14 protein-coding genes and 1 pseudogene are annotated in these 15080 nt (G+C 62.5%); 11 read left to right on the top strand and 4 right to left on the bottom strand.

Annotated features, from left to right (window positions below; all coding sequences use genetic code 11):
* Positions 1-35: 35 nt before the first annotated feature.
* Positions 36-449 (bottom strand): gamma-butyrobetaine hydroxylase-like domain-containing protein, encoded by a 414-nt coding sequence (locus ACOVRJ_RS19320; RefSeq protein ID WP_422045453.1) that lies wholly within the window; start codon positions 447-449, stop codon positions 36-38.
* 203 nt (positions 450-652) lie between these two features.
* On the opposite strand from ACOVRJ_RS19320, the gene ACOVRJ_RS19315 reads away from it, so the two are divergent.
* Positions 653-1333, top strand: a complete 681-nt coding sequence (locus ACOVRJ_RS19315) for a PEP-CTERM sorting domain-containing protein (RefSeq protein ID WP_422045452.1) — start codon at positions 653-655, stop codon at positions 1331-1333.
* 75 nt (positions 1334-1408) lie between these two features.
* Here the strand turns inward: ACOVRJ_RS19315 and ACOVRJ_RS19310 are convergent, their stop codons facing one another.
* Entirely contained in the window at positions 1409-1549 is a 141-nt protein-coding gene (locus ACOVRJ_RS19310; protein ID WP_422045451.1) for a hypothetical protein, read from the bottom strand.
* 131 nt (positions 1550-1680) lie between these two features.
* Positions 1681-2190: a DUF1993 domain-containing protein gene (locus ACOVRJ_RS19305; protein WP_422045450.1), complete on the bottom strand. Its 510-nt coding sequence runs from the start codon at positions 2188-2190 to the stop codon at positions 1681-1683.
* Positions 2191-2345: 155 nt separating this feature from the next.
* Here ACOVRJ_RS19305 and ybiB point away from each other — a divergent pair, with 155 nt between their 5' ends.
* The gene (ybiB, locus tag ACOVRJ_RS19300; protein WP_422045449.1) at positions 2346-3266 is read left to right on the top strand and encodes a DNA-binding protein YbiB; all 921 of its coding nucleotides are present in this window, start codon (positions 2346-2348) and stop codon (positions 3264-3266) included.
* 23 nt (positions 3267-3289) lie between these two features.
* Here ybiB and ACOVRJ_RS19295 read toward each other — a convergent pair whose 3' ends face one another.
* Positions 3290-4168 (bottom strand): NYN domain-containing protein, encoded by an 879-nt coding sequence (locus tag ACOVRJ_RS19295; protein ID WP_422045448.1) that lies wholly within the window; start codon positions 4166-4168, stop codon positions 3290-3292.
* A 494-nt stretch (positions 4169-4662) separates the two neighbouring features.
* Here ACOVRJ_RS19295 and ACOVRJ_RS19290 point away from each other — a divergent pair, with 494 nt between their 5' ends.
* The 9 genes and pseudogenes from ACOVRJ_RS19290 (at position 4663) to ACOVRJ_RS19250 (ending at position 14993) form a co-directional block, all read left to right on the top strand.
* Positions 4663-6369 (top strand): nitrite/sulfite reductase, encoded by a 1707-nt coding sequence (locus ACOVRJ_RS19290; RefSeq protein WP_422045447.1) that lies wholly within the window; start codon positions 4663-4665, stop codon positions 6367-6369.
* Between the two features lie 16 nt (positions 6370-6385).
* Complete coding sequence (locus ACOVRJ_RS19285) at positions 6386-6874, top strand: DUF934 domain-containing protein (protein WP_422045446.1); 489 nt, start codon at positions 6386-6388, stop codon at positions 6872-6874.
* Positions 6871-7647, top strand: a pseudogene (locus ACOVRJ_RS19280) (phosphoadenylyl-sulfate reductase); the annotation flags it as partial. The gene ACOVRJ_RS19285 and the pseudogene ACOVRJ_RS19280, both read left to right, overlap by 4 nt.
* Positions 7648-7832: 185 nt before the next feature.
* The gene (gene cysD, locus ACOVRJ_RS19275; RefSeq protein WP_422045445.1) at positions 7833-8792 is read left to right on the top strand and encodes a sulfate adenylyltransferase subunit CysD; all 960 of its coding nucleotides are present in this window, start codon (positions 7833-7835) and stop codon (positions 8790-8792) included.
* On the top strand, positions 8792-10132 hold the full coding sequence (locus ACOVRJ_RS19270; protein WP_422045444.1) for a sulfate adenylyltransferase subunit 1: 1341 nt from the start codon (positions 8792-8794) through the stop codon (positions 10130-10132). Before cysD ends, ACOVRJ_RS19270 begins: the two co-directional genes overlap by 1 nt.
* A 2-nt stretch (positions 10133-10134) precedes the next feature.
* Positions 10135-10923, top strand: a complete 789-nt coding sequence (gene cobA / locus ACOVRJ_RS19265) for a uroporphyrinogen-III C-methyltransferase (RefSeq protein WP_422045443.1) — start codon at positions 10135-10137, stop codon at positions 10921-10923.
* Positions 10924-11000: 77 nt separating this feature from the next.
* The gene (fdxA, locus tag ACOVRJ_RS19260) at positions 11001-11324 is read left to right on the top strand and encodes a ferredoxin FdxA (RefSeq protein WP_422045442.1); all 324 of its coding nucleotides are present in this window, start codon (positions 11001-11003) and stop codon (positions 11322-11324) included.
* 56 nt (positions 11325-11380) lie between these two features.
* Positions 11381-12505: an NAD(P)/FAD-dependent oxidoreductase gene (locus ACOVRJ_RS19255; RefSeq protein WP_422045441.1), complete on the top strand. Its 1125-nt coding sequence runs from the start codon at positions 11381-11383 to the stop codon at positions 12503-12505.
* A gap of 334 nt (positions 12506-12839) precedes the next feature.
* Complete coding sequence (locus tag ACOVRJ_RS19250) at positions 12840-14993, top strand: TonB-dependent siderophore receptor (RefSeq protein WP_422045440.1); 2154 nt, start codon at positions 12840-12842, stop codon at positions 14991-14993.
* Positions 14994-15080: the final 87 nt, after the last annotated feature.

The raw sequence follows: 15080 nt of genomic DNA, 5'->3' as shown, positions 1-15080 counted from the left end.
TAAATCTAGGTTGGGCAGGTCGGGTCCGTCACGGCTCAATGGCTGGAACAAGCGCCGCCGCTCTTGCTGGGCATGGGGTCATCACGGCCGACACCGGCTGCCGCCAAGCGGGCTTCGTAATCTTGCCAAAGCTGAGCCTCCTTGGCGCCCAGCTCATACAGATAGGCCCAGTCAAACAGGCCGCTGTCGTGACCATCCGAAAAAACTGGCCGCACGGCGTAATGACCCACCGGCTCGAGTCCGGTCATGTCGACCTCGCGTTTGCCGGTCTGCAGGGTTTCTTGCCCGGGGCCGTGCCCCTTGACCTCGGCGGATGGGCTGTAAATGCGCATCAGCTCAAAAGGGATACGAAAACGCGCGCCATCGGAAAAGGCCACTTCCAACACGCGTGACTGCTGGTGCACCGTGATTTCGGTCGGGCTGGGAGTGCTTGTGGAGAGTCCGGCCATGGTCTGGAGGCTTGCTAGATGCGAGATCGCGAGGGGCCTCAGTGTAGCCCGGAGGCCTCAGGCATCACTTGAGTCCCATCGGCGTGAATAGCTTCACGCCCCCCCCTCGCAAGCGCGAGCACGAGGGACATCGCCGCCCTACAGTCGCGCCCATCAGCACTCGCTAACACAAGGACGGGCTTACCAGCCCGCGAAACAAAGACATGAACAAAGCCCAGTTCTCATGGATTACCGCCGCCATCGTCAGTTTCGCCGGCGTGGCTCAGGCCCAGACGCTGTCGATCCGGCATAACGGTTTCGTCGGCGGAAGTGTGAAGGTCAACCTGGAAGAGCTTGGAACTAACCGTGACGGCATCTCGGCCGGTCTGCTGAACTTTGAAATCAAGAACGGCGCCAGCTTCGGTGCTTACTGCGTGGAACTGGCGCAATACACCTCCAGCGACTACACCAACTACAGCATCGGCACCTTCAGCGCGCCTCAAGCCAGCCAACTGCAGAACCTGTTTTCCGCCAGTTACGCGGGCGTGGACACCAACACCGAGCGCGCCGCCTTCCAGCTGGCCGTGTGGGAGTTGACCCACGAGAAGCTCAGCGGCCCGGCCAGCGTGACGGAACTGAACGGCGATTTGCAGCACTTCAACCTCAATGACAGCACCAGCGGCTACGGCAGCCTGAAGGATCTGGCCAATAGCTATCTGAGTGCCGGCGCCGCCTACACGGGCAGCAGCCTGTACCAGATCGAGAAGCTCAGCAGCACCACCCAGCAGGATCTGCTGCGCTTCAACGCGGTGACTGCGGTGCCCGAGCCGAGCAGCTATGCCTTGCTGTTGGCGGGTCTGGCAGTGGTGGGCTTCGTCAGCAAACGCCGCAGCAACCTGGCCTGAACCTTACGTCGACTGGTCAGCCGAAACAAAAACGGGCCCACTGGGCCCGTTTTTGTTTTCGCGAATAAGCCAAGCTCACTTGAGCTTTTTGCTCCGATCGGGAACCACCGTGACCCGTGTCGGCATCACCGGCTCTCCGGTCATCGGCTTCGGAGGCGAACTGTCCTTCTTGGGCTTCTTTGCTTCCTTATTGCTTTTTTGCTGTCCTTTGGCCATGAACGACTCCTGTTTTTGCGTGCTGGATTTGCACTTGTTGCTTAAGGGGATGAAGGCGGTGGATTCACCGCAGTTTGCCATGCGCTGCGGGCCTCGGCATCCCGCAAGGTAGCGATCACATCAGATCCGGCTCAATACACGCCCATATAGTCCTTCTTACCCAATTCAACCCCGTTGTGGCGCAAGATGCCATAGGCGGTGGTGACATGGAAGAAGAACTGCGGCAAGCCGTAGTGCAGCAAGTAGTCTTGGCCGCTGAAGTGGCGCTCTTTGGGCGTGCCCGGGCGGGTCACGATGTCGCGTGTGGCGGCTACCTCAAACTGAGCCACATCCAAGTCCTCGATGAAGCTCAAGGTCTTTTTGATCCGGGCCTGCAGGTCGGCAAAGCTCTGCTCGCTGTCTTCAAAGCCAGGCACCTCGACGCCGGCCAAGCGGGCGCAAACACCCTTGGCAAAGTCGCAGGCGACTTGCACTTGCTTGACCAACACGAACATATCGGGGAACAAACGCGCTTGCAGCAAGGACGCTGGCTCCAGCGTGCGCCCCACGGCGTGAGCCTCGGCTTTGGCGAGAACATCGGACAAACCGCCCAGCATTTGCTTGAAGACCGGCACGGACGCTTGATACATGAGCTGGCTCATTATTGAATTCCCACACGAAAGAAGAAGGCCGCATTCTGGCAGGCCGACAAAAAACCCGCTGGATAGATCTGAGACGAGCAGCCCACAGCCAAGGCTTTATGACCCGAGGCGCATAGCGGCCAAGACCCTCTGACTGCTGACCTACACTGCCCTTCATGCAGTTTGCCCCCTTGATCAAAGAGATTGGTCGCGGCATCAAAGGTGCTCGAGACCTGGATGTCGCCACAGCCGAAGCCTTGTTTGGCGCCATGCTGGACGGCCAGGTACCCGACATGGAGCTGGGCGCGATTCTCTTGTCCATGCGGATCAAGGGCGAAAGCGCGGCCGAGTTGGCCGGCTTTGAGCGCGCCATGCAATCGCGCACGGCACGGCTGAATATGCCGCCCGGCCCGCGCTGCGTGCTCTTGCCGAGCTTCAATGGGGCGCGCAAACAAGCCAATTTGATGCCCTTGGTGGCCTTGCTGTTGGCGCGAGAAGGCATTCCCGTCTTGATCCATGGCCGGCATGATTTCGACAGCCGCGAAAGCCCTTTTGAGCTACTGAAGGCCTTGGACCTGCCGCTTGCCGAGTCGGTCGAAGAGGCCTCGAAGCAATTGAGCCAGCGTCGCCTGGCTTGCCTGCCACTGGCTTGTTTGAACCCGGGCCTCGATGCCTTGATGGCCTTGCGCCCGCGACTCGGCGTGCGCAACAGCGGCCACAGCGTGGCCAAGCTACTGGACGCCGCGCCGGGCCGCACGGTGCGGGTGGTGGCGGTGACGCACCCTGAATACCTGATCAGCATGGGCGAGGCCCTGCAGCGATCCACTGCCCCTGCTGGCCGCGCGCTGCTGATGAAGGCCAGCGAAGGCGAAGCCTATGCCCATCTGCGCCGCAAGGCGCAGCTCTATGGCTTCATCAATGGCGAGCGGCATGAGATGCACGCCGCCGACAGCGAAGACCTGGATTGGCCACTGTCCGATGCTTGCGAAGCCGGCGCCAACGCGGCTTTGATTCAGGCCATATTGGCAGGTGAAAGCGGACTCCCGCCGCGTATTCAGGAGCAGGTGCAGGTGCTGACTCAGCTGGCCCGCGACTGAACAGAGGCCTGCCTCGCCCCGGGTTACGCCGACTCAGGCGCGTCAGGCGCAGAGTTCGACTGCCCAACCGGCTGGCCCGCAAATGCCACGTGGCCGCCGCTGATGGCATCCACCTCCACCACCAGCTCTGGGAAGCGATGCAAGAACTCCGAAAAGTTGTTGCAGCCCAGGGCCTGCTCATCGAATGAAGGCAAGAGGCGCTTGATGAAGACCTTCAAAGCGCTGCGCGACACATAGTTCTCGCCATTGCGGTCGACCAATTGCTTGAGGGCTCGTTGCAAAGCTTGGCGCGCTTCGTCCAGCGAGGGCGAACCCACCGCTTCGGCATCTTCGACCACCGGCGCCAACTCGGCCGGCGCGGCCTCCAGCGGCAGGCCGAGCAGGTTTTGATAGAACTTGAATTCGTTGCAGCTGGCGGTCCAAAAACGATTGCTATAGCCCGCCACGCCTACGCCAGCAATGAAACGGCCCGCTTGCTTGACCTTTTGCGCCAGGCTGATGAAGTCGCTGTCGCTGGAGATCACGACCACATGGGTGAGGTGCGGATGGTTGTGCACATCGCTCAGCGCATCGAGCGCCATGCGGATGTCGGCACTGTTCTTCATATTGGAGCCGCGCGGGAACATCTGGATCAAATCGACACCCGCCTCGTTCAAGGCATGGCGGTAGTTGGCAAAGAACTGCCAGTTGCCATAGGCGCGGTTGATGATGATGTCGCCCAGCGAGGCCGCGTACTCCAGGATGGGCTTGAGGTCGACAAAGACCGGCTGCAGCTTCAGCCGGTTGTCGCGGTAAGCGCCATCGCCATGGGCCACATTGGCCAGCACCGCGTGCAGATTCTCGAAATCCCAGTAAATCGCCACTTTGGTGGCTTCGGCGCGAAAAGAGGTGAACTGGGGCATGGAAGTCGGGGAGATAAGAACAAAAGCCTGAAATAGGCGGCAGTAAATGCGCAAGCCAAGCCCGAGAAGCTAGGCAAGAGCGCTGGCGCGGCACCTTCTTGGGACCTGGACGCCCGGCGCGCGCCGCTGCCGCGACGGTCAGAGCTTACCGCGTCCCTGCCACTCGCCCGACTCACGCGAATTTCATATATGCAATTTCGCATATGTAATTTACAAATCTATGTTTTGCATATCTATGGGCAAACACTAAAGTGCGGACCCTAGGGTATCCATGGTGGCTGCTCGACAAGGAGTTCCATGGACGGGATCGCATTCGCAACTGAGGTCAAGCAGCTTGCACCGGCTGGCGATTTAGGCCAACACTAAAGCCCCGACCAGGGCCGACACCCGCAGCAACTCCGAAACAAGCACCCCGCGCAAGCCTTGATGCGAAACACGCTCGCAGCCCGGCAGGAAAGTCTCTCACTCCCCTCGTCTCTACCCCTCCTTCAACCATGTACGCCTACACCGACTTTGACCGCCAATTCGTCCATGCACGTGCCGCGCAGTACCGTGATCAGCTGGAGCGCAACCTGTCCGGCGAGCTGAGCGATGACCACTTCCGACCGCTGCGCTTGCAAAACGGCTGGTATGTGCAGCGCCATGCGCCGATGCTGCGCGTGGCCGTGCCCTACGGCGCCTTGAGCGCCCGCCAGCTGCGCGCCTTGGCCGGCATCGCCCGCGACTTCGACCGCGGTTATGGCCACTTCACCACCCGCCAGAATCTGCAATACAACTGGATCCCGCTGACCGCCTCGGCCGATGTGATGGACCGCCTGGCCGCTGTGGACATGCACGGCATCCAGACCAGCGGCAACTGCATCCGCAATATCACCAGCGACTGCTTCGCCGGCGTGGCGCATGACGAGATCGTCGACCCCCGCCCCTATGCCGAAGTGCTGCGCCAGTGGAGCACCTTGCACCCCGAGTTCGCGTTTCTGCCACGCAAATTCAAGATCGCCATTTCGGGCACGGTGGAAGACCGCGCCGCCATCGCTTGGCATGACATTGGCCTGCAGCTGTTGAAGAACGAGGCCGGCGAGGTCGGCTTCAAGGTCTTGGTTGGCGGCGGCATGGGCCGCACGCCCATCACCGGTCAGGTCATCAACGAGTTCCTGCCCTGGCAGCAGATCTTGGTCTACATCGAGGCCATCGTGCGCGTCTACAACCGCTACGGCCGCCGCGACAATATGTACAAGGCTCGCATCAAGATCTTGGTCAAGGCCGAAGGCCAGCAGTTCTTTGACGATGTGAACGCCGAGTTCAAGCAGATTCTGGAGCTGGACGCCGGTGGCCGCGAGCACCTGATTCCGCAAGCCGAGCTGGACCGCGTGGCCGCTTGCTTTGTGCGCCCGAATGGCGTGCAGGCTGGCGTGAGCAGCGACATCCTGGCTGGCGTGGCCGATGGCGCCTACAAGCGCTGGTTGGAGCGCAATGTGCATCGGCACAATGTGCCGGGCTACCGCGCGGTGACCTTGTCGCTGAAGCGCGCCGGCATCGCCCCCGGTGACGCTACCGATGGCCAGATGGACGCTGCCGCCGACTTGGCCGACCGCTACAGCGCGTCGGAGTTGCGCGTCAGCCATGACCAAAACTTGGTCTTGCCTTGGGTACGTGAAGCCGATCTGCCGGCGGTGTTTGAAGCCGCGCGCGGCCTGGGCTTGGCAACGCCGAATATCGGCCTGCTGACCGACATGATTGCCTGCCCCGGCGGCGACTTCTGCGCCCTGGCCAATGCCCGCTCGATTCCCGTGGCCGCCGCCATCACCGAGCGCTTTGAAGACCTGGATGAGCAATACGACATCGGCGATATCGACCTGCACATCAGCGGCTGCATCAACTCTTGCGGCCACCACCACAGCGGCCATATCGGCATCCTCGGCGTCGACAAGGACGGCAAGGAGTGGTACCAGGTTTCGCTGGGCGGCTCGGACGGCTCGACGCTGTCGGGCAACTCGGTGGCCGGCCGCGTGATCGGCCCCTCATTCGCCGCCGACGAAGTGGCAGACGTGATCGAGTCGGTGATCGACACCTACCGCAGCCAGCGCAGCAGCAGCGCCGAGCGCTTCATCGACACCGTGCGCCGCATTGGCCTGGAGCCTTTCAAGGCCCCTGCTAACGCCGTCCGCACGCTGACCGGCACCAACGCCGCTGCCAACTGATTCAGACCCCGACATCATGAAGTTTATTGACACCCACCATCAGCAATGGCATCACGTGGTCGGCGAAGACGGCCCGATGCCGCACCCCGATCCGGCCCCCAATTTGCTGCTGACGATTGAGCAGTGGCACGCAGTCCGTGACCACTGGCCAGCTGGCTTGGCCACCGCCGTCGAGTTGCCGAATGACTTTGCGGTTGAAGACCTGGCCGCCGATCTGCCGCGCTTGAGCCTGGTCGTGCTGCGCTTCCCCAAGTGGGTGGATGGCCGCGCCTACAGCCAAGCCCGCCTCTTGCGTTCGCGCTATCGCTTTGCCGGCGAGATCCGCGCCTGCGGCGAAGTCTTGGTCGACATGCTGCCGCTGCTGGCCCGCACCGGCTTTGACGCGGTGCAGCTGCGCGCCGACCAGTCGAAGGCCGCCGCCGAGCGCGCTCTGGGCTTTTTCCCCGCCCATTACCAGGGCGATGTGGACGCTACGCAGCCAGTCTTTGCCCGAGGTGCGGCATGAGCGCAGAAATCTCCAGCCTGCCCGAAGTGTCGGTGCTGCCCGGCGCCGCAGCCGCCGCTTCGGCCTCGGCCATCCAGCTCTATGCCCGCGAGACCGCCGGCTTTGCCGAACGTCTGGCCAAGGCGGTCGACATCCTGCAGGAAGCCGTGTATGCCCATGGCGCCGGCCTGGTGCAGTCCAGCAGCCTGGGCGCCGAAGACATGGTCATCACCGACCTGATCGCACGCCACCAGCTGCCGATTGCCATTGCCACGCTGGACACCGGCCGCCTGCATGCTGAAACCCTGGCCTTGCTGCCGCAGATCGAAACCCAATACGGACGGAAGGTCGAAGTTTTCAGTCCGGTGCACGACGCCGTGATCAACTTCGTGCGGGTGCGCGGCGATCGTGCCATGTACGAGAGCCTGGCCCTGCGCAAGGAATGCTGCAGCATCCGCAAGCTGGAGCCGCTCGGCCGCATGCTGGACGGCCGCACCGGCTGGATCACCGGCCTGCGCCGCGAGCAATCGAGCAACCGCGCCGATGTGCCCTTCACCGAGCTAGACAACCACGGCCGCAGCAAGATCAACGCGCTGGCCGAGTGGAGCTGGGCCGATGTTTGGCATTACATCGCCACCTACAAGGTGCCTTTCAACGCGCTGCATGACCAGTTCATGCCCAGCATCGGCTGCGCACCCTGCACCCGCGCCATTGCCGTCGGCGAGGACTTCCGCGCCGGCCGCTGGTGGTGGGAAAACGACGATGCCAAGGAGTGCGGCTTGCACAAGACGCACTCGTCGGCGCCAGCCGATTCCGCACAAAGTGAGGAACTTGGCAGCGACGTTTCGGCGCAGGCTAACTTCGGCAAGGCCGAAGTTAAGGACGCGCAAGCGGCCGGCCGCAGCCAAGACGAGGACGCCAAAGAATGCGGCTTGCACAAAGCCCATTCGAACGAAGAACTGAAGTCAGGAGCCGCTGCATGAACGCCCCCGTCAATCTGCAAGCACTGGCCGCCACGGTGGACCAGCGCCATCTGGACCATCTGGAAGAAGAAGCCATCTTCATCCTGCGCGAAGTGGCCGCCGCCTTCGAGCGCCCGGGCCTGCTGTTCTCCAGCGGCAAGGACTCTTGCGTGGTGCTGCGCCTGGCCGAGAAGGCCTTTAAGCAGCGCGTGGCTGGCAATGAGTTCAAGGGCAAGCTGCCCTTCCCACTGGTCCATGTGGACACCGGCCACAACTTCCCCGAGGTGATTGAGTTCCGCGAGAAGCGCGTGGCCGAGATGGGCGAGCGCCTGATCGTCGCGCACATGGACGAGTCGATCAAAAAGGGCACGGTTCGCCTGGCCCATCCACTGGAATCGCGCAACGGCCACCAGACCGTGACCTTGCTGGAAGCCATCGAAGAGCACCGCTTTGACGTGCTGATCGGCGGCGCCCGTCGCGACGAAGAAAAGGCGCGCGCCAAGGAACGCATCTTCAGCCATCGCGACAGCTTCGGCCAATGGCAGCCCAAGGAGCAGCGCCCCGAGCTGTGGAATCTGTTCAACACCCGCATCCGCCCAGGCGAGCATTTCCGCGCCTTCCCGATCAGCAATTGGACCGAGTTGGATGTCTGGCTGTACCTGGCCCGCGAGAACATCCCGCTGCCCAGCTTGTACTACCAGCATCAGCGCCAGGTGATCCGCCGCAAGGGCTTGCTGGTGCCGCTGACCGAGGTGACCCCGCCCGAGGCCGGTGAGACGGTGGAAACCGCCACCGTGCGCTTCCGCACCGTGGGCGATATGACTTGCACCTGCCCGGTGGAAAGCACGGCCGCTTCGGCCGCCGATATCGTGGCCGAGACGCTGACCGTGACCGTGAGCGAGCGCGGCGCCACCCGCATGGACGATAGAACTTCGGAAGCTTCGATGGAGCGCCGCAAGAAAGAGGGCTACTTCTGATGAGCACCGCCGTGAACACCGTCATCCACGACAGCGATGTCGACACCCATCACCGCGCGCTGCGCTTCCTGACCGCCGGCAGCGTGGACGATGGCAAGAGCACTTTGATCGGCCGCCTGTTGTTCGACAGCCGCGCCATCCTGGCCGACCAACTCGACACGCTGGAAAAGCGTGCCGCCGGCCAGCCCATCGATCTGAGCCTGCTGACCGATGGCCTGGAGGCCGAGCGCGAGCAAGGCATCACCATCGATGTGGCTTACCGCTACTTCGCCACCAAGACGCGCAAATTCATCATTGCCGACGCGCCCGGCCATGAGCAGTACACCCGCAATATGGTCACCGCCGCTGCCGGCAGCGATGCCGCCGTCGTACTGGTGGACATCACCAAGCTGGACACCTCGGTGGACGAGGTAGTGCTGCTGCCACAAACCCGTCGACACAGCCTGTTAGCGCATTTGCTGCGCGTGCCCAGCATCGTCTTTGCCGTCAACAAGCTGGACGCGCTGGCGCAGCCCGGCCCGGCTTTTGCCGCAGTGAGCAAGGCGTTGCGCGCCTTCGCCGAGCAGGCGGGTATTGAGGTGAGCGCCATCGTGCCGGTATCGGCACTGCGCGGCGACAACGTCACCCAGCCGCTGGACGGCGAATGGGCCACTTGGTACCAAGGGCCATCGCTGCTGCAGGTTTTGGAAAGCCTGCCGGGCGTGCAAGAAAAGGTCGAAGGCCAACTCTCGATTCCGGTGCAGTACGTGGCTCGCGACTCCGGCGAGCAAGGCGAAGGCACGGGTTATCAGCCGCGCGCGCTGTGGGGCCGTATTGCTCACGGCCAAGTGAAGGCCGGAGACCAGGTGCAGATTCTGCCCAGCGGCCAAACTGCCATCGTGGCCGAAGTGCGCCGCGCAGGTGAAACGGTCGCGCATTGCGTGGCTGGCGAATCGGCCGGCGTGGTGCTGGACCGCCAGCTCGACGTCTCGCGCGGCGACTGGATCGTCACCCACGGTTCGGCCACCTCGACCCAGTCCTTCGAAGCCACCTTGGCCTGGCTCGACACCGAACCGGCCGTGCCCGGCCGCAAGTACTGGCTGCGCCATGGCAACCGCTGGGTGCAGGCGCGCATCAGCGCGATTGAGCACCGCCTGGACATCCACAGCCTGGCTGAGCAAGACGCCGAGGCGCTGCAGGTCAATGAAATTGGCCATGTGCGCATCGAAACGCAAAGCGCCTTGCCGGTGGAGCCCTATGCGGTCAACCGCATTGGTGGCGCCTTGATCGTGGTCGACCCGACCAGCAACCGCACCAGTGGCGCCCTCTTGGTGCGCGCCGCTGCGGAGCAAGCGAGCTGATCATGGGGCGCGTTGTCTTTGTCAGCGCTGGACCCGGCGCCGCTGATCTGATCACCTTGCGCGGCGCGCGCGCGCTGGCCGCCGCCGATGTGGTCTTGTTCGATGCCTTGACCGACCCGGCGCTGCGCGATTTGGCGCCAAATGCGGTGTGGATCGACGTGGGCAAGCGCGGCTTTTGCCACTCGACCAAACAAACCGCCATCAATGCCGCCCTGGTCAAACAGGCTTTGGCGCATGACTTGGTGGTGCGCCTGAAGGGTGGCGACGCCAGCGTCTTCGGCCGCTTGGAAGAAGAGTTACTGGCCTTGGCCGAGGCCGGCATCGCCAGCGAGGTGGTGCCCGGCGTGACCGCCGCCATCGCGGCCGCGGCACAGACCCAGCGCCCCCTGACCCGCCGCGGCATTGGCCGCAGCGTCAGCCTGACCACCGCGATGACCCAGGCCGGTGAACTGCAAGCCGCACGCTCGGCCGATACCGAGGTCTTTTACATGGCCGGTCGCCAGTTGAGCGCGCTGGCACGCAAGCTGGCCGAAGCAGGGTGGCCGGCCGAAACGCCGGTCAGCGTGGTTTCCAAGGCAGGCTGCGTCGATGCCTTGTGCAGCGACCATCGCCTGGACACCTTGGCCGCGGCCTCGCTGCTGCACAAGGGACGACCCACGGTGGTGACAGTGGGCGCCGGAGCGCGCCCGGTGCAAAGCCAGCCCGCGCACAGCGATGCATTGCCAACAATTTCCAGCATCAATTCAGGTCTTGCTTCGCATCAAACACGTTTAGAGACCTTGAACGATTAAAATCCGCGTTTTGCCGATATTTTGCGCACCCGCGTGAAAGCTGGCGATTCCGGCCCCAACAACAACAGAGTTGCACCATGACCCACGTCGTCCTCGAAAACTGCATCCGCTGCAAGTACACCGACTGCGTCGATGTCTGCCCCGTCGATTGCTTCCGCGAAGGCCAGAACTTCCTGACCATTGACCCCGATGAGTGCATCGACTGCGCCGTCTGCATCCCCGAGTGCCCGGTCAACGCCATCGTGCCGGAAGAAGATGTGCCCGGGAATATGCAGCACATGATCAAGCTGAACGCTGACTTGGCCAAGAAGTGGCCCAGCATCACCAAGCGCAAGGCAGCCCTGCCCGACGCTGACGAGTGGAAAGACCGCACTGGCAAGCTCGATCAGCTGATCCGCTGAAGTGCTGGATTATTGAAGTGACGCTTGGGCTCGAAAGCGCCTAGGCCCGAAAGAGAATGGAAGATCAATTGAACGCAGAGATTGCCACGCCGGCCGGCGCCCTACCCGTCCCCGGACCCGACGCGATTGAAACCGATGCCGTCATCGTCGGCGCTGGTCCGGTCGGCCTGTTCCAGGTGTTCGAGCTCGGCTTGCTCGAAGTCAAAGCCCACATCATTGATTCGCTCGCCTACCCTGGCGGTCAGTGCATTGAGCTGTATCCGGACAAGCCGATCTACGACATCCCGGCCGTGCCCATCTGCACCGGCAAGGAGTTGACCGACAACCTGCTCAAGCAGATCGAACCGTTCGGCGCGACCTTCCATCTGGGCCAAGAAGTCACCACCGTCCTCAAGCAGGAAGATGGCCGCTTCTTCGTCGAGACCTCCAAGGGCACCCAGTTCCTGACCAAGACCATCTTCATCGCTGGCGGCGTGGGCTCTTTCCAGCCCCGAACGCTGAAGGTCGACGGCATCGACAAATACGAAGGCACGCAACTGCACTACCGCGTGCGCAACCCCGAGAAGTTTGCCGGTAAGAATCTGGTGATCGTTGGCGGCGGTGACTCGGCACTGGACTGGGCCTTGAACTTCTGCGCCGGCAATGCCGACGGCAGCGCCAACAAGGCCGAAAGCGTGATCCTCTTGCACCGTCGTGATGGCTTCAAGGCCGCACCGGCCAGCGTGGCCAAGATGCGCGAGCTCTGCGACGCCTACGAGATGCAGTTCATGGTCGGCCAGGTGACCGACATCGTCGAATCAGACGGCGTGCTGACCGACATCAAGGTGACCGGCGGTGACGGCGTCACCCGCGTGATGCCTTGCGAACAACTTCTGGTGTTCTTCGGCCTGAGCCCCAAGCTGGGCCCGATCGCCGAATGGGGCCTGGACCTCGAGCGCAAGCAGATCGTTGTGGACACCGAGAAGTTCCAGACCAGCGTGCCCGGCATCTTCGCCGTGGGCGATGTGAACACCTATCCGGGCAAGAAGAAGCTGATCCTGTCGGGCTTCCATGAATGCGCCTTGGCCGCCTTCGGCGCCATGCCTTACATCAACCCGGAAAAACGCGTCCATCTGCAATACACCACCACCAGCCCCAAGCTGCACAAGGTGTTGGGCGTGGAATCGCCCGTGTTCGACTGATCGCAAATCCCGGCGCTTGCGCGCCCGGCAATGCCCTTACAGCCCGCTGCCCGCGGGCTGTTTTCATTGGCCAAGCCGATACAATGCTAGGCGCGGCAGATCCCAGGATCTGCCGCATTCGCTAGGGGTGCTGAATTGGGGAAACCCGTTCGGCTGAGAAAGTCCCTTTGAACCTGATTGAGGCCGAGCGGCGCAGTGCGAGTCATTGCCTGTCCGGTCCCGAGGTAATGCTCGCGCAGGGAAGCAAGCCTTCATCGGCCACGTCATTTTTGAGTCTCTTTCTCCTGACGTTTCGGCCTTGCTGTTTGCAGCCCTGTCATCGCCTTGAACCACGATGACCACTTACGTTCCTACTAAGAAACTCTCTTTGCTCGCCAGCGCCGCTGGCCTGCTTTGCAGCATCAGCGCCGCTGCGGAAACCCTGCCCACCGTTTCGGTCAGCGGCCGTTCGGCCGACACACCGGTCATGGTCGGCGGCTTCGGCGAAACGCCGATCGCCAAGCTGCCGATGCAAGCCAATATCCTGAACAGCGAACGGCTGCAGGACCTGGGACTGCACTCGCTCGCGGCCATCACCAGCTTGGATGCCAGCCTGAGCGACGCCTACAACTCGACGGGCTATGTGTCTTATCTGAAGATCCGTGGCTTCGATCTGGACAACCGCTTCAACTACCGCCGCGATGGCCTGCCGATCAACGCCGAAACCGCCATCAGCCTGGGCAACAAGAGCAGCATCGAAGTGCTGAAAGGCACCAGCGGCATTCAAGCCGGCACCAGCTCGCCGGGCGGCTTGGTCAACTTCGTGGTGAAGCGCCCCACGGTCAATGTGACGTCCGTCAGCCTTGGCATCAGCGAGCGTGGCACGACCGAAGCCGCACTGGATTGGAGCCAACGTTTCGGCACTGGCGAAGCGTTTGGACTGCGCGTCAACGCCGCCGCCAGCCAAATGAAGCCCGAATTGCGTGACGCCGAAGGTCAGCGTTACCTGCTGGCCGTGGCCGGTGATTGGCGCCTCAGCCCGGACACCTTGATAGAGACTGAGTTCGAGTGGAACAAGCAGCGCCAGCCCAGCCAGCCGGGCTTCAGCCTCTTGGGCAACAAGCTGCCCGATGCCAAAGCGATTGATCCACGCATCAACCTGAACAACCAGCCTTGGTCACAGCCGGTGGTGTTTGACAACACCCACGCTTCGATCCGCTTGCAACACAAGCTCAGCGCCGACTGGCGCGCGCAAGCGCATCTGGGCATTCAGCGACTGAAGACCGATGACCGGCTGGCCTATGCCAACGGCAAGTACGACCCGGCCAGCTACGAGTGCGCACCTTGCGACCGCTATGCCGCCGATGGCAGCTTCACCGTTTGGGACTTCCGCAGCGAGAACGAACGCCGCAATAGCGAGGCACTTGATCTCTCGCTGAGCGGCAAGCTGGCGACGGGTGGCGTGCAGCATCAGATCCATACCGGCGTCTTGTTCTCAGGCTTCAACAGTCGCTTCCAAAAACAGGCCTACAACCTGACGGGTACTGGCACCATCGATGGCAAGTCGATCACCACCGCCGACCCCAGCCTGACCGACGAGAACACCAATCGCGACGAGAGCAGCACCGAGTTGTATCTGCGCGATGCCATCCAAGTCGGCCGTGATTGGCAAGCCTGGGTCGGCCTGCGTGCCACCCATCTGAAGCGCGAAAGCGTGCGCACCAACGGCTCCCGCGCCACCAGCTACAGCCAAAACCTCACAACACCTTGGTTGGGTCTCAGCTATGCCATCAACCCGCAGCTGATGGCCTATGCGAGCTGGGGCGAAGGCATGGAATCTGAGGTGACGCCGAACCGCAAGCGCTATGGCGATCAAGCCGGCCGCGCATTGAATGCACTAAAGAGCCAGCAATATGAGATTGGCCTGAAGGCCGGCTCCAACACGGTGGACTGGTCGGTCAACTGGTTTGACGTGAATCGTCCCAAGTGGCGCGACATCGGCGAATGCTCAGACAGCAAGCCAGGCAGCTGCCTGCGGCAAGCTGATGGCCAAGCCCATCACCAAGGCCTGGAGGCCCAGGCCGATTTGAAATGGGGCAGCGGCGGCGTGATCGCCAGCGCCATGAAGCTCAAGGCTCGCCGCAGCGGTAGCGCCGAAGCCAGCCTCAACGGACTCAAGCCCGAGAACGTGCCAGAGACTACGCTGCGCCTGCAGGGCCGCCAAAGCATCGCCGCCCTGCCCGGCCTGCAATTGCAAGCCGGCCTGAGCTATGAAGGCCCGCGCGCCGTCTTGCCGGACAACAGCATCAGCATTCCCGGCTGGACCCGGCTGGATGCCGGCGCACGTTTTGACCAAAACCTGGGCCGGCAATTGCTGATCTGGCGGGTCGGCGTGGACAATCTGGCGAACCGCCGGGCTTGGAAGGAATCGCCCTTCCAGTTCGACCATGTCTATCTGTATCCGATGGCACCAAGAACTTTCAGAGCAAGTTTGGAAATTAGCTTGTAAGGCTCTAAAAATTCGGTCTATAATGCGAGGCTCTGTTCCTCGATAGCTCAGTCGGTAGAGCGCCGGACTGTTAATCCGTAGGTCCCT

Source organism: Roseateles sp. (assembly GCF_049240545.1).
Taxonomy (GTDB): Bacteria; Pseudomonadota; Gammaproteobacteria; order Burkholderiales; family Burkholderiaceae_C; genus Paucibacter_A.
The sequence above is the reverse complement of the archived record's forward strand: the minus strand, read 5'-3'. Positions and strand labels throughout refer to the sequence as shown.

Excerpts from the sequence above, each read along its gene's own strand:
- ACOVRJ_RS19250 (WP_422045440.1), top strand. The coding sequence starts at position 12,840 with ATGACCACTTACGTTCCTACTAAGAAACTCTCTTTGCTCGCCAGCGCC.
- cobA (WP_422045443.1), top strand. The coding sequence starts at position 10,135 with ATGGGGCGCGTTGTCTTTGTCAGCGCTGGACCCGGCGCCGCTGATCTG.
- ACOVRJ_RS19290 (WP_422045447.1), top strand. The coding sequence starts at position 4,663 with ATGTACGCCTACACCGACTTTGACCGCCAATTCGTCCATGCACGTGCC.
- ACOVRJ_RS19285 (WP_422045446.1), top strand. The coding sequence starts at position 6,386 with ATGAAGTTTATTGACACCCACCATCAGCAATGGCATCACGTGGTCGGC.
- ACOVRJ_RS19255 (WP_422045441.1), top strand. The coding sequence starts at position 11,381 with ATGGAAGATCAATTGAACGCAGAGATTGCCACGCCGGCCGGCGCCCTA.
- ybiB (WP_422045449.1), top strand. The coding sequence starts at position 2,346 with ATGCAGTTTGCCCCCTTGATCAAAGAGATTGGTCGCGGCATCAAAGGT.
- ACOVRJ_RS19305 (WP_422045450.1), bottom strand. The coding sequence starts at position 2,190 with ATGAGCCAGCTCATGTATCAAGCGTCCGTGCCGGTCTTCAAGCAAATG.
- ACOVRJ_RS19270 (WP_422045444.1), top strand. The coding sequence starts at position 8,792 with ATGAGCACCGCCGTGAACACCGTCATCCACGACAGCGATGTCGACACC.
- fdxA (WP_422045442.1), top strand. The coding sequence starts at position 11,001 with ATGACCCACGTCGTCCTCGAAAACTGCATCCGCTGCAAGTACACCGAC.
- ACOVRJ_RS19315 (WP_422045452.1), top strand. The coding sequence starts at position 653 with ATGAACAAAGCCCAGTTCTCATGGATTACCGCCGCCATCGTCAGTTTC.
- ACOVRJ_RS19295 (WP_422045448.1), bottom strand. The coding sequence starts at position 4,168 with ATGCCCCAGTTCACCTCTTTTCGCGCCGAAGCCACCAAAGTGGCGATT.
- ACOVRJ_RS19320 (WP_422045453.1), bottom strand. The coding sequence starts at position 449 with ATGGCCGGACTCTCCACAAGCACTCCCAGCCCGACCGAAATCACGGTG.
- cysD (WP_422045445.1), top strand. The coding sequence starts at position 7,833 with ATGAACGCCCCCGTCAATCTGCAAGCACTGGCCGCCACGGTGGACCAG.
- ACOVRJ_RS19310 (WP_422045451.1), bottom strand. The coding sequence starts at position 1,549 with ATGGCCAAAGGACAGCAAAAAAGCAATAAGGAAGCAAAGAAGCCCAAG.